18 protein-coding genes are annotated in these 23579 nt (G+C 47.9%); 7 read left to right on the top strand and 11 right to left on the bottom strand.

What is annotated here, in order from left to right:
• The first annotated feature begins 300 nt into the window (after positions 1-300).
• The 5 genes from HMPREF2909_RS03700 (at position 301) to HMPREF2909_RS03680 (ending at position 6751) form a co-directional block, all read left to right on the top strand.
• A complete protein-coding gene (locus HMPREF2909_RS03700) occupies positions 301-678 on the top strand; it encodes a hypothetical protein (protein ID WP_071415268.1) in 378 nt (125 codons plus the stop codon).
• On the top strand, positions 675-2123 hold the full coding sequence (locus tag HMPREF2909_RS03695; RefSeq protein ID WP_071415267.1) for an esterase/lipase family protein: 1449 nt from the start codon (positions 675-677) through the stop codon (positions 2121-2123). The genes HMPREF2909_RS03700 and HMPREF2909_RS03695 overlap by 4 nt, the downstream gene beginning before the upstream one ends.
• A 38-nt stretch (positions 2124-2161) precedes the next feature.
• Positions 2162-3595 (top strand): adenylosuccinate lyase, encoded by a 1434-nt coding sequence (gene purB, locus HMPREF2909_RS03690; RefSeq protein ID WP_071415266.1) that lies wholly within the window; start codon positions 2162-2164, stop codon positions 3593-3595.
• A 136-nt stretch (positions 3596-3731) separates the two neighbouring features.
• Positions 3732-6284 carry a lysylphosphatidylglycerol synthase transmembrane domain-containing protein gene (locus HMPREF2909_RS03685; RefSeq protein WP_084797241.1) on the top strand — a complete coding sequence of 851 codons (2553 nt, stop codon included), beginning with the start codon at positions 3732-3734 and terminating at the stop codon, positions 6282-6284.
• Positions 6285-6466: 182 nt separating this feature from the next.
• On the top strand, positions 6467-6751 hold the full coding sequence (locus HMPREF2909_RS03680) for an HU family DNA-binding protein (RefSeq protein WP_018143076.1): 285 nt from the start codon (positions 6467-6469) through the stop codon (positions 6749-6751).
• Between the two features lie 46 nt (positions 6752-6797).
• On the opposite strand, the gene HMPREF2909_RS03675 is transcribed toward HMPREF2909_RS03680, so the two are convergent.
• The 5 genes from HMPREF2909_RS03675 to arc form a co-directional block, all read right to left on the bottom strand.
• Entirely contained in the window at positions 6798-8285 is a 1488-nt protein-coding gene (locus tag HMPREF2909_RS03675; protein ID WP_071415265.1) for a proteasome accessory factor PafA2 family protein, read from the bottom strand.
• A complete protein-coding gene (locus tag HMPREF2909_RS09830; RefSeq protein ID WP_065422084.1) occupies positions 8285-8431 on the bottom strand; it encodes a ubiquitin-like protein Pup in 147 nt (48 codons plus the stop codon). Before HMPREF2909_RS09830 ends, HMPREF2909_RS03675 begins: the two co-directional genes overlap by 1 nt.
• A 127-nt stretch (positions 8432-8558) precedes the next feature.
• Positions 8559-9416: an inositol monophosphatase family protein gene (locus HMPREF2909_RS03665; protein WP_071415264.1), complete on the bottom strand. Its 858-nt coding sequence runs from the start codon at positions 9414-9416 to the stop codon at positions 8559-8561.
• Between the two features lie 108 nt (positions 9417-9524).
• Positions 9525-11084: a depupylase/deamidase Dop gene (dop, locus tag HMPREF2909_RS03660; protein WP_071415263.1), complete on the bottom strand. Its 1560-nt coding sequence runs from the start codon at positions 11082-11084 to the stop codon at positions 9525-9527.
• Positions 11085-11097: 13 nt separating this feature from the next.
• Entirely contained in the window at positions 11098-12690 is a 1593-nt protein-coding gene (gene arc / locus HMPREF2909_RS03655) for a proteasome ATPase (RefSeq protein ID WP_071415262.1), read from the bottom strand.
• A gap of 112 nt (positions 12691-12802) precedes the next feature.
• Here arc and serB point away from each other — a divergent pair, with 112 nt between their 5' ends.
• A complete protein-coding gene (gene serB / locus HMPREF2909_RS03650; RefSeq protein ID WP_049188433.1) occupies positions 12803-13453 on the top strand; it encodes a phosphoserine phosphatase SerB in 651 nt (216 codons plus the stop codon).
• On the opposite strand, the gene HMPREF2909_RS03645 is transcribed toward serB, so the two are convergent.
• From HMPREF2909_RS03645 to rpoZ, 5 genes are all read right to left on the bottom strand, one after another.
• Entirely contained in the window at positions 13450-14949 is a 1500-nt protein-coding gene (locus HMPREF2909_RS03645) for a transcription antitermination factor NusB (protein WP_084797239.1), read from the bottom strand. The genes serB and HMPREF2909_RS03645 overlap by 4 nt on opposite strands.
• On the bottom strand, positions 14942-15892 hold the full coding sequence (gene fmt, locus HMPREF2909_RS03640) for a methionyl-tRNA formyltransferase (RefSeq protein ID WP_071415260.1): 951 nt from the start codon (positions 15890-15892) through the stop codon (positions 14942-14944). Before fmt ends, HMPREF2909_RS03645 begins: the two co-directional genes overlap by 8 nt.
• Before the next feature lie 71 nt (positions 15893-15963).
• The gene (locus HMPREF2909_RS03635; protein WP_071415259.1) at positions 15964-18501 is read right to left on the bottom strand and encodes a primosomal protein N' family DNA-binding protein; all 2538 of its coding nucleotides are present in this window, start codon (positions 18499-18501) and stop codon (positions 15964-15966) included.
• A gap of 12 nt (positions 18502-18513) precedes the next feature.
• On the bottom strand, positions 18514-19770 hold the full coding sequence (gene metK / locus HMPREF2909_RS03630) for a methionine adenosyltransferase (protein WP_071415258.1): 1257 nt from the start codon (positions 19768-19770) through the stop codon (positions 18514-18516).
• A 271-nt stretch (positions 19771-20041) separates the two neighbouring features.
• Positions 20042-20311 carry a DNA-directed RNA polymerase subunit omega gene (gene rpoZ / locus HMPREF2909_RS03625; RefSeq protein WP_018143087.1) on the bottom strand — a complete coding sequence of 90 codons (270 nt, stop codon included), beginning with the start codon at positions 20309-20311 and terminating at the stop codon, positions 20042-20044.
• Between the two features lie 406 nt (positions 20312-20717).
• Between rpoZ and ilvD the strand changes: the two genes are divergently transcribed.
• A complete protein-coding gene (ilvD, locus tag HMPREF2909_RS03620) occupies positions 20718-22577 on the top strand; it encodes a dihydroxy-acid dehydratase (RefSeq protein ID WP_071415257.1) in 1860 nt (619 codons plus the stop codon).
• A 37-nt stretch (positions 22578-22614) separates the two neighbouring features.
• On the opposite strand, the gene HMPREF2909_RS03615 is transcribed toward ilvD, so the two are convergent.
• A complete protein-coding gene (locus tag HMPREF2909_RS03615) occupies positions 22615-23559 on the bottom strand; it encodes a DUF6788 family protein (RefSeq protein ID WP_071415256.1) in 945 nt (314 codons plus the stop codon).
• Positions 23560-23579: the final 20 nt, after the last annotated feature.

Below are 23579 nucleotides of genomic sequence, written 5' to 3'. Positions count from 1 at the left end.
CAGTTTTGAAGCCATTTTTGTGCTTCAAAACTGGAATAACAGGTGTATTAATCGGTTAAGCAGAATGCGTCAGAGCAAGAGATCTTCCCAAATCAGAGTGGAATGAATGCTCCTCGATGCATGAATAGACGAAGTCACGATTCACGAACCATTCACACACAACCCCGCTAAAAACCCAAGAGCCACTTTCTAGCACGACGCAGCCGCGCTCTCCATGCGCCCCTTATGGCGTGTTATCCACATTGGTTCACATATTCCTGATAATTTTTTCTTCAGTTCGCAGCGCAAGACAATAGATATATGAACGCTTCTTTTATTGACCTTCAAAAAACATTGCGCCGCCCTCTTATGGAACGCTTAACACCTCAGCGTGCGCCTGCCCATACGCAAGAAGAATTTGATGCCGCATATACTGCAAGTTTTATGAGAGATCCATCAATTCTTCCTCTCACATGCACATGTGCGGAGGTGTATGCAGATTGCCGTTATCTTGCGGCTAGCGCATTACGTACAAGTCATGACACTATGGTGCAAGCATTATCCCTTGTGCAGTCCAGTTCTCGTATTGTATGGTATGGCGATGCAGGCACGGCTTTTCGTGAGCAATGTGCTGTTTTGGCTAGCGCTTTAGACTGCTCAAGTTCACGTATCTATGTAGATCAGGTGATGATTACATGAGCAGTCCAATCTATACTTTTGCACATATTTTTGGCGGTACCACTGTGCTGGATAATCCTGATGAGTTGCATACATATGCCTGCCAGATGATCAATTATGCCGAGCAATTAGAGATGAATACTAGTGCTATGCAACAAACGCACAGCTATATACATCAACGCAGTATGACTATTGCCACGTGTGCTGCACACAGCGGAGCTTCGCATCCTTCATCAGCACATTGCGCGAATCTATGCACAGTTCTTGCGCAGCATGTGCAATCAGCGCTCAGTGTTATTGCTCAACTTCGTCATATAGCTGATTGCATGATGCGCTCATATAATCTGTATTCTCAAACCGAGGCACAGACCTCTCGTATCATATCCGCTTTAACTATGGCTGCCGCGTATCACTATCCAGTACCCACAGCCTTTGCTCTGGGCGCGTGGTCTACTATTCGCGAGATGGCATCGCCCCACGCTTCGCTCATAGGATCTCTAACAAACTCACGGTCTGCACAAGAAGACTACTTGAGTGGTGTCAGCCGTATTTTCTCTCCATGTGAAGGGATTCCTGGAGTTGCTGATGCTCTTGCTCATCCCGTCTCACCGCTCAGTAGCACACATACCAGTTACGCCATGAATATTAAAGCTGTTTCAGTTAGCGCTCCTCTGCCCGCTGCTCACAATCTGCACGACACCATAGTCAACCTCGAAAAACTCAGCATTGGACAGCCAGGAAACTCGTACGGCACTGTAGCAATCCAACGCTACACGCACACCGATGGGTCACACTCGTGGATAGTGACTATTCCAGGCACCGACGGAAAGAAAGACTCACCTTTCGGATGGAGCCAAAATCTCAGTCTTATGTCTTCGCGTGAACAAACCCGTGAGCAGGCACATAGTCTTCTTGCCGTGCGCACTGCCATGCATCGTGCTGGAATTAAAGCGGGAGAACCGGTTGCTCTCGTTGGTCACTCTCAAGGGGGAATTGTGGCTGCTGCTTTAGCAAGCGATGCACAGCAGCCTTATACGATTGCTCATGTTGTAACCGCAGGCTCTCCTATTGCGCATCACCCTATTGCCACAAAAACAACGTGGGTGACCAGCATAGAAACAGATCGAGAAATCGTTTCGCATCTAGATGGACGCAGCAATCCAAAACATCCTCATTGGCTTACTGTGCGCGGCGTTATCAGCGATTCTGCGTCAGGATTAGCAAACAACGCGACCGCACCAAACCCCGCACCTGCACACTCCACCTTCCCATCGTCCACGCCCGTCGCTCACGCCGCTGAAAAGCACGAGCTCACGCACGGCATGAACTATCATCGAGCAACCTTAGAAGACGCTCAAAAACTGCACAACGAAAATCTCAATGAACACGATCAGCATATCCGCACACTCACGGAGGGAACTATGGATAAAAACATGTATTTCAGATGCCGAATATCGAGCAACTAAACGCTCTGCGCGTATATGCCTTGCCGTAGGCTGGGGATATGAACTTAACTGACATTACCCCACATATTGCTTTAAGTCCTCTCGATGGCCGCTATCAATCTGCCACATCTCCACTCGTTGAATATTTAAGCGAACCTGCACTCAATCGCACACGTATTCATGTGGAAATTGAATGGATGATTGAGCTTGCCAATGGTGACGGCGGCAATAGCGTTATTCCAGGTGTAGAACCATTCGCCCCAGAAGAAATTGACTATTTGCGCTCTATTGAAGCAGATTTTAACGATGAAAGTATTGCAGAGTTAGCCTCCATCGAGTCCGTAACTCATCACGATGTGAAGGCAATCGAATACTACATTGACCGTCGCTTGGATGCTGCTCCAGACGTTTTAGGTTCAACACAGCTTCCTCGTTTGAAGCCTTTGGTTCATTTTGCCTGCACCAGCGAGGATATTAACAACCTCTCTTATGCATTATGCGTTAAGGGTGCTGTTGAAAATATCTGGCTGCCTGCAGCTCATAAGCTCGTCGATCAGTTGACTGCAAATGCAGAACAATATCGCGATCTACCTATGCTCAGCCTCACCCACGGTCAGCCAGCTACCCCAAGTACTTTGGGCAAGGAAATGGCTGTATGGGTCTATCGCTTAAGCCGTCAGATTCGTCATGTAGAAGCTCAGGAATATTTGGGAAAGATTAACGGAGCAACGGGTACTTTCGGTGCACATACTGTTGCTTTGCCAGAGGTTGATTGGGCCAGCTTGTCTCATCGTTTCGTCTCCCAGCGTCTGGGGCTTACATGGAATCCTCTGACCACTCAGATTGAAAATCATGATTGGCAGGCAGAACTGTATTCATCCATTAGCCATTTCAACCGCATTGCACATAATCTGGCACAAGATGTATGGATGTATATTTCTCGTGGCGTTTTCGCTCAAGTTCCCGTCAAGGGTGCAACAGGCTCCTCCACCATGCCTCACAAGGTCAATCCTATCCGCTTTGAAAATGCCGAAGCTAATTTGGAATTGTCTTGCGCTCTATTCGATTCTCTCAGCGCAACGCTCGTAGAATCTCGCTGGCAGCGTGATTTAACTGATTCCACAACTCAGCGTAATATCGGTGTGGCCTTCGGCTACAGCATGTTAGCTCTCTACAACTTGTCTGGTGGCTTAGACGCAATTCACCCTCATGAGTCGGTGATTGCTGGAGAGCTGGACGAGAATTGGGAAGTTCTCGGTGAACCTATTCAAACTGCTATGCGCGCTCAAGCCTTGAAGGGCATCGAAGGAATGGATAATCCATATGAGCGCGTGAAGGAAGTGATGCGCGGTCATTCTATTTCTTCCGACGATGTTGAGCAGTTTATTGGCACACTGAACTTCGATGATGATACTGCTGCACGTTTAGCAGCTCTCTCCCCATCTACCTACACAGGTGTGGCAAATAAGCTCGTTGATTTTATGCATCGGTAGATTATCGGTAGTATAATCGGGCTATAAGGAGACGAGGCAGTGGCACAAGTTACTGCCTCATTTTCATTGGCTACCTAACGGTTACCCATGAACTATCCACTGACTATTGACTGATTATCCAGCGCTAAAGGGTTTTATGAAGACAACTGATTCACGTATTAACGCGAATGAACACAACTCCTCTACCCCGCAGACAGAGAAGACACAGCACACACTCCGTTCGGAAAACACGCTCCGTTCGGAAAACACGCTTCGTTCCGAAAAACAGCTTCACTCCCACACTCACAGCGACACCGTGCTCATTCACGATATAAAACCTCAGCGCGCCCACGATATTGCAGATTTAACAAACGCCATATTTTCCCTGCTAGGAGCCGTTCTTCTCACCCTACTGTCTTTATATTTGCATGGTATTACTCGTGGTGTGGAAGCAGATGCTCATGCTGTGGGCTTGGTATTAGATGACTGGCTTTTCGCTGTTCCTCTGGCATTTTTGCAGCAAGCAACCATGACTATTATTATTTTGAGTGTTGTTGTGCAGCTTCTATCTCAACGCGAATGGGGGCAAACAGCAATTTCTCTAGTCGGCTTTCTTGCCGGGATTTCCGGAGCTGTGGGCATATCACAGCTTATTATGACCATCCATTATATGCCACTTATCGATGCGTTATCATCACCAAGCAGCATTCAATTTCTCTTACCTGAACTCTTTAGCGGATTGATCGCTTTCCTCACATGCGCTGGACCTCACCGTCTGCGCTCCACTCTCACATGGAGTTGGAATGCCCTCATCATCGTGTCCGCCGTTTTAGTCATGTTATCGGCAAACTCGTTTGTGGGCATGATGGTGTCTTTGCTTGTAGGCCGTTGCATAGGTCTGCTTATTCGTTTTACGGTTGGCTCGCCCAATATTGGTATATGGGGTCAAGGCATTGTTCATGCTGCTCAATCAGTGGGACTTAATCCTATACGTATTGATTTTGCTGGAGATACCGCGCTTAATGCTCGCAACTTCAGCGTTGATGACGATATTACTTATAATTCGCGCCGATATACGCTCACCACTGACAATGGCCATCAATTTATTGCATCGGTAGCAGATGCGCAAAATCATAGCAAAAGCTATGTGCGTCAGGTCTGGCAAAGCGTGCAATTATCGCATTTATCCTTGCGTCGCGACCGTTCTGTAAACGATATGACGCATCATCATATGCTTATGCTTCTGGCTGTGCGCAATAGTGGTTTAGACGCTGTAGAGCCTTATGCAGCTACGCAATCGAAAGATTCAGCCATCCTTTTCTTGCACAAAAACACAGCTATTACCGCTGCTAACACGAATACAATTAGCGACAATGATATTGCTCATGTGCTGCGATTCCTCGACACTGCTCATGCACATGGCATTACTCACCGCCATATTTCTGTGGAGTCTCTGGCACGTAACGCTCAAGGAGAGCTTATTGTGTGCGGTTGGGAAAATGGCGACGTTACTAGCAGCGCAGCTCATATTGCTGCCGACCGCGTTCAAATCTTAACTGTTTTATCCGCTCTTGCAGGAGTGGAGGCAACTATTCGTGCTGCACGTGCTGCTTGGTCGAACGAAAAGTTGCAGGGCATTACGCCTTTTGTGCAAAATGTTCTTATCCCATCCTCTGTGCGCGATATGAGCACTTGGAACCGTTCTATTATGAAGGACTTGCGCTCTCAACTCAGTGCTCTGGGTTCTCAGGATGATACTGATGATGTTGACCTCGTTCCTCTATCGCGTTTCAGCTTACGCAACTTCATTACGGCGGTTTTGGTCGTTATTGCTCTCTTTGTTGTTCTCACTCAGCTCAATATGCGCACGATTATCGATAGCGTTCATCACGCCAGCCCTAGTTTTGCTGCTTTAAGTTTTATAGCAGGCTGCGCTTCATGGATTGGCTCGGCGATTACTTTGGGCACATATATGGACAGCGATAAGAGACGTGCATTAGATGTTTTTATTTCTCAGGTTGCTCAAAGTTTTGCGGCTGTAAGCATGCCTGCGGGCATTGGTCCTGCTTTTGTGAACTTGCGTTTTTTGCGTAAAACTGGTCATAAAAATAACTCGGCTACAGCAGTTATGACGGCAACTGTTGCTGTGCAGTTTGCTACTGTTTTTAGCATTTTGATTATTTTCGGCTTGTTTACTGGTAATAACGGTATTACTCGTTTAGTACCAACAGGAACTTTAGCTATTGTGCTCGGTATTCTTGGCTTGATTATTGCGTTAAGTATGATTATTACCCCTGTACGCAAACTAATTATGACGAAGCTTGTTCCTCCATTGAAAAATTTTGCTCGTCAGCTCCTCTTTTTGATTACGCAACCGCAGAAACTTGCGCTGGCAGTTATGGGTTCGATTATCCAAAACCTTTTGCTTGGTTTAAGCTTCTGGGCTGCTTTACGTGCTTTTAATATTCCAGCAAACTTTATTGATACTACTTTTATTTTCTTGGTTGCTAATACAGTAGGATCTGCTGCACCAACACCGGGTGGTTTAGGCGGTGTGGAAACCTCGTTAACTGTTGCATTTACCGGTGTAGGTATTCCATCTGCTATGGCATTATCCGCCGTTTTGCTTTTCCGCGTAATGACCTACTGGATCCGTATTCCTCTCGGCGCTGCAGCCATGAGCTACATGAATAAACACAATCTTATGTAGCTATAACACCCAAAAAACACACAAATAAATTACAAAAGTGTAATTTTGACTCACAAAACTGAGAATTTTCTAGATTTTTGGCTATTTTTCGCGGTTTTGTACGGAAAATCGGGTATTATTAGGAGAGTGTGAATACATCGGGCTTATTTCGTATAAGCCCCTGACAAGAAGGATGTTCTATTATGGCGTACAACAAGTCTGACCTCGTAGCAAAGATTGCACAGAAGACTAACCTGACCAAGGTACAGGCTGAAGCTGCTGTGAACGCATTCCAGGAAGTTCTCGCTGAGTCCTTGCAGTCCGGCGAAGGCTTGCGCCTCACTGGTGTTCTCTCTGCAACTCGCGTAACCCGCGCAGCTCGCACTGGTCGCAACCCACGCACTGGCGAAACCATCGAGATCCCAGCAGGTTACGGTGTAAAGCTTTCCGCAGGTTCCTTGTTGAAGAAGGCTGCTCAGGAAAACTAAGAAGTTTTCTGTACATATAAGAAAAGCTCCCTACGGGGAGCTTTTCTTATATCAACGGCAAAATAGGATTACTATCGTCTAAACCTCGTACGGCTCGCATCACAGCATCAAACTGTTCATCTCCCCGACTATCAAAAGGATCGAGCATATGAGCAGTCATCGTATGCGTATTGCGCGATGGCGTTACGCTCACACTCGTCCAATCGGCATTCCACCGCATAGACGTAGACCGTACAGCATGAACAAAAGCACCACGCGCAGCAGCACGAGTATCTGAAGGAGCTCGCAATACCGCTGAACGAATCTGCTCCTTTGTAAAAACAGAATGCATACGCTCATGCTGTATCAAAGCACTGAATACGCTGTCATGCGCTATATCATGATAAGCAAAATCTATTTGTTGAGCGCGCGCACTATCGGCTCCTCTGCGGCGCATAGCCTCAATCAGCTCATACTTAGCTACCCAATCCACCCATAAGCCCAAAGCATGCAAATTACCTTGCTCTAACTGATCAAGAGTTTTTGCCCACAACTGTATGCATTGAGCGGCTTCTTCACGCACGTCAGCACGTAAATCATCGGCATGTCTGCTCATAAATAGCTCAGCAGCACGGCAGTATTCACGTTGTATAGCTATGGCTGAAAGTTCTCGACCGTCTGCAAGCCGAACGCAAACCGCCCCATTCACATCGCGCGCTATCATCCGCATAGCCTCACCCGGATCGGCAAGTGCAAGCTCCTCCAAACCGTAATTTTCGCCGCGCGTTCCTGCCTCAATCATGCACAGCACCAGATGCGCAGTCATCAGTTTCATCCAATTGGCACGGGGAGAACGATTCGAATCACCCATAATCACATGTAATCGTCTATACACACGTGAATCAGCATGCGGTTCATCGCGGGTGTTAATCATGGGACGCGAGCGTGTAGTCGCGGAAGAAATAGTGTCATCCAAAAAATCACTACGCTGAGAAATAAGAAACTCGTTGCCGCGCACAGCTCCAGACCCAGCATAGATAATACGCGAGGTTAAAAACGGAATAAAGCAACGTTCTAACATATCTAAGCTGACGCCGCGACGCACTAAATAATTTTCATGGCAACCAAAAGAGTGACCTTGAGAATCCGTGTTGTTTTTATACACGTGCACTTTCAGCCCGTTATTGCTCGTGCGTTCACGCAGCATACGTTCGGCGTTGTGTGCTAAACCCGCCATAAGATTTTCGCCGGCAGCATCTAAGAGCACAGCATCGCGCACAGTACGCGCTTCCGCCGTGGCATACTCAGGATGCGAACCCACATCCAAATACAGGCGCGAACCATTCTCCGTATACGTGTTGGTGGAACGCGATTGCGAAATAACAGGTTCAAACATAACGGCTGCAGCATGAGCAGCATCAATACCATGCTCTCCCCCAGTGACACTCACCCCGTATTCTGTTTCAATACCAAAAATTCTTTCGAAGGAGGTATCGTGAACTGCAATGCTAGGGGGCACCTGAGATGAGGTGCTGCTATCGCGAAGTTGGGGCACTATTCGCCACCTTTTTGCACGAAACTATTAACGTATTCTTCGGCGTTTTCTTCCAATGTGGACTCAATATCATCGAGCACAGCATCTAAATCTAGTGCAGCATCCTCTAATTGCATATCGGTAGTAATATGCTGCTCGTTTTGCACACTCTCTTGAGCCGCGCCAAACGACTGCGCGCCTCCCAACGATTCAGCACTAAACGACTGCGTAGATTGAAAAGATTGTCCGCTCGTATTATTTTCAGGCATAATTCTCTATCCGTTATTTCGTTGTTTAGTTTTCAGCTTGAACTGGAAGCAGATACTCACGCAATTCGTTAATAATTAAACCATTCGATGCCACAACATCATTTGTGCGATACCAACTCATTGGTGAACCATCCCATTGCCTTAAACGTCCTTGAGCTTCCCCCACCACCACAGCTGCTGCAGATACGGCAGGAATATCCCACGAATGCAAGCTTGGTTCAAAATACGCATCATACGTACCATCCGCCACCTTGCACAAATCTAAGGAAGCTGGACCCATACGTTTAATATCAGATGGTAAGCCTGCTAATGCAGATACCGTGTGCAAAGCACGCTTGGATTCATGCGAGAAGTAAGACATTCCAAAGCACAGCACGGAGTTCTTTAATGTTGCAGTGCTGGTTGGCATAATCGCGCTACGCTTATCTCCTAATGCAGAGTGGCGAATACGAATAGCACCATGACCTTTAGCTGCTACATACGTTACATTTAATGCTGGCGCATGAACAACACCAATAACTGGTGTTGCTCCACCTGAATCATCAATAGCAAAAACAGATACAGTAACCGTCCACTCCGGCATATTGCGCATATAATTAATAGCACCGTCAATGCGTCCAATACACCAATAATAGGAACCTGGAGTACGCTCAGAACCTACTTCTTCCCAGAAGCCATCTAAAGGATTGAGTTGCACTACTTTTTCACGCAAATAACGCACTACTGTATCGTCAATATCTGAACTGTATTTTTCACGATTAGCTTCGTCATCTGCACGTGAATTTGTTTTCAACAGATGAGGGGTAAGCTGATCTTGTGCCGCATGACGACCAGCATCTTGAGCTACCTTCGCCACCTGCATAGCAAGTTGCTGCAAGTCCATTATTCCTCCCCAGCGAAAAACTATAGGCGTCTCATATTCGCAGTGTAGTTCACTCGTAGTTTAGTTTGCTCGAACTGTATTCCTACGAAGTCAAAGCTCTTACGAAGTCTACTTCGTTAAAGTTGTGAGGCGCTTTTCTACTTCTTCTATACTAAAGTCAGCCGTAAACGTGTCCGCGCTGTCTGCGCGCGTATATGTTAGCGGATGAGCCATATCAATAATACTGCGTCTACCCTCTATATCCAACACAACTATATCCCAAGAGACAGAGAGCACATGCGCAGCATACTGCTGTAAGAGTAGACCGCGCGTATATGCGCGCGTTGATGCAGGAGGAGTGTGCGTAGCGTGCTCTAAAAGAGACGTATCGAATAATCGCTCTGTTTTCTGTGCTACTTTCGCAAAAAGGGATTGCGCATCTATGCGTGCCCAAGAAATATCCATAGCTTGCAAAAGCGGGCTAGACCACTGAATATTTTTCCTTCTGCGCATAGATTCACACACTTGCCATTTGAGAAGCCATTCTAAACGGCTAGCTGCCTCGCTAAGCTGTAAACGTTGCGTATCATCAGCATGCGCTACTTCCAAGCAGTCCAGAAGTACTTTCTGCCATAACTGCACTATTTCATGTGTATCTTCATCTGGCCAGCGTGGTTCTCCGCGCGAATCTGTATCGTACTGTGCTGCAGCCACAGCATACACCCATGAACGAAGTCGCAGTTGTATATCTATAGCACTCAGCTTGTCTCCATTACTCATAGCTATAGGAGCAGCAAGGCTTAAGTCATGCGAAATACTATGCATGGCTTCAACAGGATCTTCCATACTCATTGAGCGCACAAAATCGCGTGTTTCATCAGTATCGTAGCTATGTTCCAGAGCCCAGAACAATAAACTGGTTACACCAAGTTTAAGCAAATCAGGCACATCCATACGGTTAGCATCGCCCACAATCGCATGGAAACGACGATATGTATCGGTGGAATGTGATTCATCGCGTGTATTAACAATAGGACGATGAAAAGTTGTTTGTAGCCCTTCTTTCATAGCAAAATAATCAGCACGTTGACTTATTTGGAAGCCAGGAGTTTCACTTTCTTCTCCCAGCCCCACTCGCCCTGCTCCTGTGTAAATTTGGCGGGAGACTGCATGAGCTGTAAACAATGCAGAAAGCATATCGAAAGGCACAGCACGCTCCACCTGGTAATTTTCATGGCTTCCCCAGCTGGCTCCCTTACCATCCACATTATTGCGATACAAGGTTATAGGCTGCTGTGCTTTTACCATAGCATGCTGCATAATCGCATCTCCAGCATGATTGTAGAGCACAGCTTCACGAGGACTGATTGTTTCAGGAGAGGAATATTCTGGATGGCAATGATCCACATAGATTCGTGCTCCATTAATATGAGGAGCATTAGTGGCGCGCAGTTCTTCACGGTCGGTGAGCAGATCAGAAGATACGTGAGCGCGAGGCATATGATAGCCGCGTGCATCATGCACAGGATCTTCATGACCATAATTCCATGCCACGTGTGCAGTTGACGGAGAAAGAGCACGCACAGCTTCAATCACATCAAAAGATAATTGCGCATGATTTTCGTACTTGCCGCCCACTCGCGATACGCCATACTCGGTTTCTAAACCCATCACACGAAGAACACTCATCGATGCTCCTACCCTATCTGTCTTCCTCACGCACAGCCATATGAACTTCTCGCACTCGCCGTCCTGCTAAATCAAGCAGCAAAGCCCATCCTGAAGAAGGTGTATGTGCGCACGTATCATATATATCATCAAATTCATCGCGCACAGCTAAACGCATCAGGTCACGGTTGAGCAGCACATACGAATTATGGTCAGCATTCGAAGCGTTATACTCATTAAGAGACTGTTTAATAGCCATCATTTTGGCGCGGTCAGTAATATTTTTCAAACGCGCACCTGATATCAAGTCGCGCATACGCACCTGAATATCGCCTTCATCTGAGCGCAACAGTGCCACATGACGTGACGGATCATACACATCGTCTATCACAGCGCGAACCAAACCATCAACATCTGCAGCCTGCGTCATATTAGCACCCACATAGCGACGCACAATATCGCTGGCCGCCTGCTTATCGGGAGCGCCAATCGAAATTTTAATATCTAAACGTCCTGGACGAAGCACAGCCGGATCAATCATGTCTAAACGGTTTGACGCACCAATTACCACAACATTATGCAAATCTTCTAAGCCATCTAGCTCAGACAAAAATTGCGGAACCACAGTTGTTTCCACATCCGAGGAGATACCCGAGCCTCGCGTGCGCAGCAAAGAATCCATCTCATCAATAAAAATAACCACAGCTTTATCGTGGGCGGCAATATCGCGAGCGCGGTCAAAAACCATACGGATCATATGTTCTGCTTCGCCCACAAACTTACTGAGCACTTCAGGACCTTTAAGAGAAAGAAAAGCTCCGCGTCCTTCTTCTGCGAGGGAATGAGCAATAGCTTTAGCCAGCATGGTTTTACCATTTCCTGGAGGACCATACAGCAAAATACCTTTTGCACCTTGCAAACCGTAGAAAGAGTAGAGTTCGCGATGAGTAAAAGGCAGTTGCACAGCATCGCGAATCTGACGAATTTGAGTGTGCAGACCTCCAATATCGCCAAAACTAATATGCGGATATTCTTCGAGGAGAAGTTCTTGGGCTTTATGCGATTCCATAAGACGCACAGCAAACTCGCCTGATTCATCGAGCATCACTGTATCTTGAGCTTGAATAGTCTCGTTCGCAGTATCGTAGCCTCGGCGAATAACAACTGTATTACCGCTTGCATCGCGCACGAGCAAACGCAAACCTTCTAAAACCTGGGTAACTGTGACCACACGTCCAATAGTTGTTACAGTATCGGCACGCACAACGCGCATATTTTCGTCAAGTAGTACCTGTTGTCCGGCGCGCAACTGCATAGGATTCACGTCCGGTGCTACTGCCACCACCATATGACGGTGATTATTGACGATTTCCACAGTAACGTGGCGCTGACCATGCACAGTAGTATCAGAATCTATGCGTACGAAAGTTGCGCGAGTAAGTGGCGGCGAGCTCAGGGCTGCCATTTTTTCGCGAGCGCCTTGGAGCTGGTCTGTTGCTTTGCGTAAAGCGGTGGCAAGAGAGTGATTACGCATGCGCAACTGGTCAATTTGGGCTGCATAATCGTGTGCGCGCGCATTTTCAGCCGAGACGTTTTCAGCCGCTAAGTTTTCAGCTGTCTGATCCATTATGCCTCCCTGTGCCTTCTTCTCTTGCGATACATACCATATTCCTCTCTTAAGGCTACCGCACCGTGGAATTACACGCCACGATTGGCTCAGGTCACGATATTATCGAAACATGGATAAGCGCATTATTGTGATGGATATTGATTCCACCCTGATTGATGAAGAAGTTATTGATGAGCTGGGTGCTGCCTGCGGTTACGGTGAACAAATTGCCGATATTACTGCTCGCGCTATGAATGGCAAGATTGATTTTCGCCAAGCATTGCATGAACGTGTGCGTTTATTAGATGGTTTGAGCACAGATATTTTTGAGAAAGTATATGACCGACTGCATGTGACGTATGGAGCGCGCACCTTGATTGATACTGCACATGACCGCGGATGGGTTGTGGGCATTGTGTCCGGTGGTTTCCATGAGGTAGCAGATATGTTGGTTCGCGATTTAGGAATTGATTATTGCTATGCTCATCGTTTAGGCGTGCGCGAAGATGAGCAGGCAGGTTTAGTTCTCGATGGAACCGTTACATCAGACGTGGTGACCAAGGAGACAAAGAAAGCTCGACTATTCGAGTGGGCTGAGCAAGAAGGCGTTGATATTGCACACACTGTGGCTATTGGTGATGGTGCAAACGATATTCCTATGATTCAGGCTGCCGGCGTGGGTATTGCGTTTTGTGCAAAACCAGTTACACGCCAAGCAGCACCTTTCCATATTGATGAACGTGATTTATCGCTTGCTTTAGACATTATTGACGCGCACTAAGCGTTTGTGTCCGTTGTATCTTTGCGTAGAACAGCAATGAACATTTGATCAGTATCGTGAATATGCTCAAATAATTGCATGTCTTGTGCGGCTCCATCTGCACGTGGTTCAGGAACAGGAATAGATGGATTAATGTCGCGCATAATACGTGGCACATCCAGACGTTGCATAGTGCATCGCTCAGCTAAAACAGCATCAACAATATGACGTGTTTCATCTAATACAGGTGAGCAAGTGACGTATGCCACCACTCCCCCTGGTTTCAGCGCATCCACAGCGCTGATAAGCAGTTGCTTTTGGAGAGCGCATAACTCACGCACTCCTTCAGGCGTTTTGCGCCAGCGCGCTTCAGGACGGCGACGCAATGCTCCCAAACCTGAGCATGGCGCATCCACCAAAATTTTATCGAAAGAATTGGCATAGCGCTCGCCAAATTCAACACCATCAAAACCTGTAATATCGGCAATAACCTCGGTATTAATTGCTGCAAGATTATTGCGTACCAGTTGACGACGGTGATCATGCGGTTCGTTCGCTGTTATGCGCGCATTCTGCTGTGTGGCAAGAGAGGCAAGAAGGGCTGTTTTACCTCCTGGACCAGCACACATATCGAGCCACTGCTGATTTACGCTCTCGGTATGCGTGCTCGCATGTGCTAAAGCTAAGGCAGCAAGTTGACTTCCTTCATCTTCAACGCCTACTGTTGCGTTTTTAACGCCAGTAAGACGAGCAGGATTAATACCGCGCATGCGCACAGCATAAGGAGAGAGCATTCCTCGTACCACGTGCGCTCCCTTTGATTCTGCCTGATCATATACCTCATCGATAGTGGCAAGACCTGGACGCACGCACAAGGTGACTGATGGAGCTTCATTATCTGTGGCAAGTAACTCATACAGAGCATTGCCTTGACTATTCTGCCACGCATAACCTCCAGCATTCCATGCTTCGCTAAGATCGCGCACAATCCAGCTAGGATGTGAAAAACGCACTGACATTCTTGCTAAGGAAACATCCTCAGCGCTCATTGTATCTGAACGTTGAATGCGTGACGTAATATTAACTTCCCATTGCTGTCTGTTATACGCCGTAATTTTTCGCATCAGCACATTCACAAAACCCCTAGATTGTGCTCCTACTACGCGACGTGCTAAGCTCACGCTTTCGTTCACGCAGGCGTAATCAGCTCCATGCATAAACAACCACTGATACGCTCCTATGCGCAGCACATTAATCAGCTTTGTATTAATCGTGCGCAAGGATTTCTTATGAGCAGCTTCAATCACACGATCGAGGAGAAGACGCCAACGCAAGGTTCCGTAAACAACATCAGTAACAAAAGCTTTATCTGCATTACTTAAACCCGATTCATCCAGAACCTGCGGCAGTAACAAATTAGCATAAGCATCTTTTTCTTCTAAACGAGACAGCACACTGTATGCCACGCTACGCGCGGTATGTTGCACCTTATTGTGAGACGGTGCGCGCTTATTCACAATACGCTCCCTCAGCTAAACGCGCTCCACGCGCCCAATCTGCAGCAATCATCTGTTTTTTACCTTGAGCTTTAACCTGCATTAACTCTAATACTTCGGTAGCTGTGCCCACCCACACATGTTTTTTCGTAACAGAAAGCAGACCTGGCTGAAGTTTAGGTGCTAAATCGCTCTTATCTATGCGAGCCTGAGCAATATGCAGATTTACCTCATCGTCACCGTTATGCAAAACCGTCCACGCACCTGGCTCCGGAGTGCAAGCGCGAATCTGACGATCAACAGCAAAAGCTGGAACGCTCCAGCGAATACGAGCATCATCAGGATGAATTTTTGCAGCATGCCCATATGAGCCGCTTTCTTGCTCTACCGGTTTAATCTCACCCGATATCAAGCCTTGTAAGCATGAACGTAACAGTAAAGCGCCATCATGAGATAAACGCTGTAACAGTTCTCCTGAAGTTTCATGCTCACCAATGCTCACGCTGACTTGACCAAGCAGCGGACCGTCATCCAATCCTGGCCCAATACGAAAAACAGATGCTCCAGTCACCGTATCTCCCGCCCAAATAGAGCGTTGCACAGGAGCTGCTCCTCGCCACAGAGGTAATAAGGAGAAATGCAGGTTGTACCATCCGCCAGCAATAGCATCGAGAGCTTCTTGCTCAAGCAAATTACCATATGCCACAACAGCTGCCATATCTGGCTGAAGCTGCCCAATCTTCTCGAAAAATTCAGGAGATGTAGGTTTATCTTCAATCACAGGAAGCCCCATCTCTAACGCCACCTGCTTAACAGGGCTCGGCATCAGTTTACGCCCGCGCCCCTGAGGCGCATCCGGACGTGTAAGCACAGCAACAACCTCTATATCGCCTCTTGCTTCAATGAGGGCACGCAAAGGTTCTACAGCAACATCAGGAGTTCCAGCAAAAAGAATACGAGTCATTTTTCCTCCTAGAGTAAGTTCTTTGAAAGTAGGTTAAGTAGATTGAGTAGGTTGTTTTAGTATCAGTTGTCCTAGAGTAAGCTCTTGGGGTTCACATGAACGTGTAGTTCGGCGGCATAACGTGTGGCACTATGCTGAGCCTGAGCGCGATGAACGCTGCGTACCAAGGTAGATAGTGTATCACGCTTGACACGAATAACGCATTGCACACGCTCATAGGTTTCGTCCATATACTGCTGTTTCAGATGGGTGGGCGCAGGTTTAGATACTGGCCCAAGGATAGCAGGAAGTTCACCTTCAGGTGTGCTGACAGTAGCAAATTCAGGATGTTCAGCTAACACTGTTTCTACGAGAGTGGTTACGCTATGTTTTTCGCCCCAGACCACCACAGCAGCAACGCTTGGAGGTAAAGCTGTTTGTTCAGCATCAGCCAGTTCGCGTTGAAGAAGCACGCGATAATCCCCCGTCATTAAACTTTGAGCAATAACAGGTTCTGCTTCGCCCAAAATAAGAACTTGACCACCTTGAGCATGAGGCACGCTCATAGCTGCGATTTCGCTCCACACCGTAAGAGTATCAATGCGCTGGTCGAGTGAAGTGCCATACAAACTCGTCCATGCGTCAACGAGGGCAACGCATTGGTAGCCCGCTTGTTGATTGGATGTGTGGTGTGCTTGTGGTGTTGATTGCGCGCTGTTTCGGTCGCTGTCTTGCGCGTTTGCTTGATACTCTGGGGCTTGCTTAATGTCGTGATCGCCGTTTTTCGTGCTGTCTTGCTTCACACTGCTTCGACTACTGTCTTGCGCGTTTTGCTTGTCTTTTGCGCTGGCTTGCCCGTTTTCTTGCGCACGCACGATAGGTTCTGCACCTGCCGTAGCAATAACAAGAGAAGGCTTATTACTTATCTCTTCCACCACGCCGCGCGCCAAATGAGGTGAAGACATAATCACAGGTACACCAGGAATCAGGGTGGATAATTCCATCGCTGTGCCTTCTGTTCCTACATTAAGTATGCGCATACGCGATGAACCGCAATGACGGCAGCTCCATGATTCTGCAACGTGATTGCACCAGCCACAGTGTGGTAGGGTGTGAGATACATTTTGTGGAGGAAGATTCTGAGGGAGTTTATTTTGTGGGCGCAGATTCTGAGAGGGCGTGCCCTGTGAAGGCACTGGTTGTGAAGGTATTTGCTGTGAAGATGCTGACCGTGAAGGCACAAGGGGCCCCATGCAACGTCTACACTGTGCTCCTTTACGGCATTGTGCACAGCACACAACTGATGCACGCGAGCGCGCAGGTAAGGAAAACAAAACAGGGCCTTTACTTGCAGCATCGCGTAGCGCGCGAACAGCCACAGAAGGAACTCGCGCTCCCACTGCTGGATCTGCTAAACGTTCCAGTTCCACCCTGTTGAGATGGCGAACCCACGCACTGCGATTTTTGATGACTGTGGGCAAGCCATGAACTTCAATAACGCTGCGTTCATGATGGCTTGCTTGCCATTGATTTTCACGGCTGCGCACATATCCTGCACTGATGACTATGCCTTTGTTGCGTTGCGCTCTTATGCGTAAGACATCAGCCACATTAGGATACGGGGTAAAACCATCCCAGTTCTGGTAAACCTGATCATGGAAAGAGATATACACCGCATTATGACCTGCGGGAGCATACATTGCGGCTCGTGTACCGACGATGATGTTTACCAGTCCGTCAGCCACAGCTCGATACGCGCGGTACCTTTCTACTGCCGATAATGAGGCATTTAATATGGCGAAATCTCCGCTCCATTGCCCCAACGCATTGTCTCGGGAAAATTGTTTGAAACCCACACTGCGTAGACGCTGAACCATGTGCTGAACATGACGCATGTCTGGTAGAACCATTACCACGGTTCGACCTTGGAGGCGGGCGGCGCTAGTAATCCAGGCGAGGTCGTAGGTCCACTGTCCGACTCCGGCGATTACATCCCATATCACGTGAGACGATGTGGTGTGCATGCTCAGAGCATGAGTAACGTCGTTGATGCCGGAATATAAGCCTGCTAACTGGCTAGCTGCCTGAGCAGAAAAATCCTGTATTCTATCAGATACCGGCTGCTCAGAATCATGAGAGCGTGCGCGTAAAGAGGGAGCTAATTCTTTTTCTACTTTAGCAACGCGAGGAGGAACCGCTAACCGCACAATATTGGCGCGGCTGCCACCAAAATACTCAGCAATCCCATCAATATCTGCGCGCATCGCCGCGCCCACATGAACACCGCCGCCCAGCACACGCTCAATCGTTTTAAGCGCCGAACGAGGAGCATCGCTGGAATCAGCGCGCTCCCACACAACGCCCGTGCAGCGTTGATGTCCAAAGCGAGCTCGAATCAGCGCTCCAGGCACAGCAGTTTCGGAGAACTTTTCCGGAATAACATAGTCAAATAGTTTGCCTAAATGCGGAGTTTGAATATCTAAAACAACGCGCGCAATAGGCTGATGCGCAGCTGGTTTATTGTCTGCTTCAGCTTTTTCACGGGCTTTTTGAGCAGACTTGCTGACGCGCTTACGCACAGCCAAGCCATCTAAAGCTGGCTGATGCATACTGCGCGTATCTTCGCTCATCTGCTCTATCCCCTATCTTTTCTCTACTGCTGCACGTAAATCTGCTGCTTTATCAGTGTTTTCCCAACTGAATTCAGGGCGACCGAAATGACCATACGCAGCAGTTTTCCCATAAATCGGAGCGAGTAATCCTAACTCATCAATAATCGCAGCCGGACGCAAATCAAACACACGTGTCACAGCCTTCTCAATCGCCGAACGGGTGATGCCCTCGCTCTGCGTACCAAAAGTATTCACATAAATGGATACAGGATCTGCCACTCCAATCGCATACGCTACCTGCACTTCAACACGATGCGCTAAACCTGCAGCCACAATATTCTTTGCAACCCATCGAGCTGCATACGCTGCGCTGCGGTCTACCTTGCTTGGATCTTTGCCAGAGAAAGCTCCACCGCCATGATGACCTGCTCCACCATAAGTATCCACAATAATTTTGCGGCCCGTCAAACCCGCATCAGCAGCTGGGCCACCCATAACGAAAGAACCCGTAGGATTCACAAGCAACTTATAGGAATCATAGGCCACTGCATTGCCGCACACTTGTGCAAGAACTGGCTCTACCACCTGTTCACGCACTACATCGCGAATCCATTCTTGCGTAACATCAGGGTCATGCTGCGTGGATACTACCACTGTATCTACATACAAAGGCTTGTTTTCGCTGTCGTAGGCAATGGTCACCTGAGTCTTGCCATCAGGACGCAAATAAGGCACTTTGCCGCTATGACGAACAGCCGCCAGATGAGACGCCAGTTTATGTGCTACAACAATCGGCAAAGGCATGAGTTCTGGGGTTTCATCGGCGGCATAGCCAAACATCAAACCCTGATCGCCTGCCCCCTGCAGTTCATAGCGCTGCTGAGCGCTGCGCACCTTACCCAAGCCTGCTGCTTGTGCACGCACATGCGAGCTGACTCCCTGATTAATTTCTGCAGACTGCTCCACAATGGACTCCATAATGCCCACCAAAGATGCGTCTAAGCCAATTCGAGAATCGGTGTAGCCAATACGTTCAAGCACTCCACGCGCAACAGAAGAAACGTTGATGTGCGCGGTTGACGACACCTCACCAAAAATAACGAACTGCCCGGCTGTTGCGCATGTTTCCACAGCCACATGTGAATGAGGATCAGCAGCCATATACGCATCTAAAATAGCGTCCGAAATCTGATCGCACACTTTATCTGGGTGACCTTCAGTTACCGATTCAGAGGTAAACAGATGTACGTCTGTGTTTACCGTTGACTTTGCTTGTTCTGCTGCCATCGTTTATCCTTCATTACTTTGACTATGGTAGTTACGTTCTACATGTGCGATACCCCTCAGATGAGCAGATGAGGGATACGAGCAGATGAGCCGATTGGCTGAGGAGAAGCCTGAGCTGCTCTGTATGCCACGCGCCAAGTCGCTCGCTCACCGCTACTGAATTCACTGCTGCTCACTCACACCCGCTCATTCACCGCTTCATGAAAAAACCCGCGCCAGCAGCTCTTGTGGCGCTGAACGCGGGGTATGCGCGGTTAAAACCAACGACTATTTACTCGTCTTCACCCAAAGTCTCTTCGAGCAATCCTTCGTTAATCTCACGGAAAGCAATAGACAATGGCTTTTCCTGATTCTGGTACTCAACCAAAGGACCCACATTCTGAAGCAAGCCTTCGTTCAGCTGAGTAAAGTAAGAGTTAATCTGGCGAGCGCGGCGAGCTGCAAACATTGCTAATGCATACTTGGAATCCGCATGCTCCATAAGCTCATCCAATGGAGGATTTACAAGTCCCTGTGGTTCAGGGTTAGTTCCCAGTGCCATTTTTCTCCCATACATACAGTGATCTTTTTAATCTTTTCTAGTGTACTCATACCTCGGTATAAAACAAAGGCACGGCTGCCAGTTATTACTTCATTTCTGCCGTAGCGTTCACAGCTGAGCGTAGCCGTACGTGGTACAGCTTTTACCAAGCCTGATTTAAGCACTAAAACAACTTTACGGCGTACACCTGCGGTTAGCTATGAAAGATAAAGCTCGAACAGCCCTCGCTGCGCACACCAACGACATCCTCACCCACTCCACCACGCACTTCGACCAACGCCAGCCGTGTCACGCACCAGTCCCCCGCGTGAACATACACAACCACGCTCAGCCCCACCCCACCCCAACTTTCCACAACGTGAACGCGGCATGCTCAAAACTACCCCAGCTATTACTATTAAGCAGTATGAAAATGAGATCAGCAACAATTATGAACGGCCGAATGTTCGCTGGCGCGCGCGCTTTATTCCGTGCTGCCGGCGTGGATGAAAAAGATTTCGGTAAGCCTATTATCGCCGTAGCAAACTCCTTCTCCGAGTTTGTTCCAGGTCACGCGCATTTGAATAAAGTAGGTCGTATCGTATCTGAGGCTATTAAGCAGGCTGGCGGTATTCCTCGCGAGTTCAATACTATTGCTGTGGATGATGGTATTGCAATGGGTCACACGGGTATGCTGTATTCCCTTCCAAGTCGCGATATTATTGCTGATGCCGTTGAGTATTCCGTTAACGCTCACTGTGCTGATGCTTTGATTTGTATTTCCAATTGCGACAAGATTAGCCCAGGCATGCTTATGGCTGCTTTACGTCTGAATATTCCAACAATTTTCGTGTCGGGCGGCCCAATGGAGTCGGGTATCACTACTCTGTCCGATGGCACCACAAAGAGCACTGATTTAATTGATGTTATGTATGCTTCTGCAGATGATAACATTTCTGATGAAGATCTGCTCGAATATGAACGTACTGCTTGCCCAACTTGTGGCTCGTGTGCAGGTATGTTCACTGCTAATTCCATGAACTGCTTGATGGAAGCACTCGGTTTAGCTCTTCCTGGTAACGGCACTACTTTAGCTGATCACGCTGCTCGTACAGCTCTATTTGAGAAAGCGGGGGCTAAGATTGTTGATTTAGCTAACCGTTACTATCACGAGGATGACGCTTCTGTTCTTCCTCGCAATATCGTAACCAAGCATGCTTTCGAGAACGCTATGACCATGGATGTGGCTATGGGCGGTTCTACGAATACTGTTCTGCATATTTTGGCTGCCGCTCAGAGCGCAGACGTTGATTTTACGCTTGAAGATATTGAGCGCATTTCCCACACAGTTCCTTGCATCTGCAAGGCTAGCCCATCAGGACCATGGGAGATTTCCGATGTGCATCGTGCTGGCGGCATCACCCGTATTTTGGGCGAGCTTGACCGCGGTGGTAAGTTACACCGCGACGTTCATTCGGTTGATTACCCAAGTTTGGAAGCAAAACTTGCTGACTGGGATATTCGCCGCGATACCGCTACTGAGGAAGCACTTGATTTGTTTACCGCAGCTCCGGGAGGTCATCGCACCGCTGAAGGTATGAGCCAAAACGCTCGTTTCGATGATTTAGACCGCGATTATATTAACGGTGCTGTTCACGATATTGAACATCCGTCCGTCACTGAAGGCGGTTTAGCTGTTCTGCGCGGAAATATTGCTCCTGATGGTTGCGTAGTAAAAACTGCAGGCGTTGATCCTTCGATTTGGAAGTTCAGCGGTGAGGCTTTGGTTGTGGAGTCTCAAGAACAGGCTGTGGAAGTTATTTTGAACGACACCTTAAAGCCTGGTCAGGCCCTGATTATTCGTTACGAAGGACCGAAGGGTGGTCCAGGCATGCAGGAAATGCTCTACCCTACTTCCTTCGTAAAGGGTAAGGGCATCGGCAAGCAGGTTGCACTGCTTACCGACGGACGTTATTCTGGTGGTTCCTCTGGTTTGTCGATTGGTCATATTGCTCCAGAAGCAGCTGCTGGCGGCCCTATTGCTTTGGTGGAAAATGGTGACACTATTGTTATCGATATTCCAAACCGTGCGATTAACGTTGATGTTCCAGATGAAGTTCTGGCTCAGCGTCGCGAAGCAATCGAGAACGGTTATGGATACCGCCCACACCGTGACCGTCAGGTTTCGCTGGCTTTGAAGGCGTACGCTGCTTTTGCACGTTCTGCCGATAAGGGAGCTACGCGAGATCCAGAGCTGATTAATCAGCTGGCTCACCAAGCCGACTAAACGTTAATGGAGGATTCTTTCGGGAATCCTCCATTTTTTATGCATCCATTCTTCTCCAACAATGCGTACGCATAAAAGCTCGAATAGCTTCCTCATTCGTCCCCTCGTAATAACGAACAAGCAATTCTTTGAACTCAGATACTTTGTTTTCGGGGACAACCAGCAAACCGAATCCTCGTGTGATGAGGAATTGACTAGCGAAGAGCACGGCAGCACGCTTATTACCATCATTGAATATCTGAGTTTTCATCACATACAAACACAGATCTATAGCAATCTCAACGTCCTCTTTGTTCTGTAAGAGCAGCTTTTCCACATCATCACGCACATCAGGTTCATATGGAATTGGCGGTCGATAGCTTGTTCCTCCAATAGCAACGGGAACGCCCCGCACCATACCGCCGTTGCGATAAAAACCTTCATTTACTAACTGCGCAATGTGGCTGAGTGTATCGAAATGAGGACCATACGAAACCACGCCATCATCGAGAATAAACTCCCACGCATGTTTAAGATTCAAGATCTTATTCACATCTGAAACAGATACGCCCGAGACAATTCCATTGTCGATAATATCTTCCGTTTGAGGAAAAGTAGTACCCACTCCTTCGAGCACAGCTTGATCGTAAATGCTTGTCTTTACATTTATGCGAGCAAAATCAATATTCATGCGCACACGAGCAGAGATTTCTTTATCTTCGTACCCCAAGCGGGCAAGCTCACGTTCTGCAGCACGAATATTCTTCTTTAATTCACGAGCCTGCTTGCTATATCGTAGCAGTTCTTGGAACAACTCTTCGGAATACTTCTCCACATAGGACGAGGTAAGTTTGCCTGCTTCACGCTTGCGCATATAAATGTAGCGACCACTGGCTGTTTCTTTAATCTCAGGAGTGCCCTCATAGGGCATGAGTTTTAAGCGTGCCTGTAAATCCGCACGTTGTTGAAGCAACTCTTGAATACGAATGTAGTCTTCGCTCACCAGCACTCCTTTTAGGGAAT

The sequence above is a fragment of the Alloscardovia sp. HMSC034E08 genome (genome assembly GCF_001813415.1).
Lineage (GTDB): Bacteria > Actinomycetota > Actinomycetes > Actinomycetales > Bifidobacteriaceae > Alloscardovia > Alloscardovia omnicolens.
This window is presented reverse-complemented; position numbering and strand designations above follow the sequence as displayed.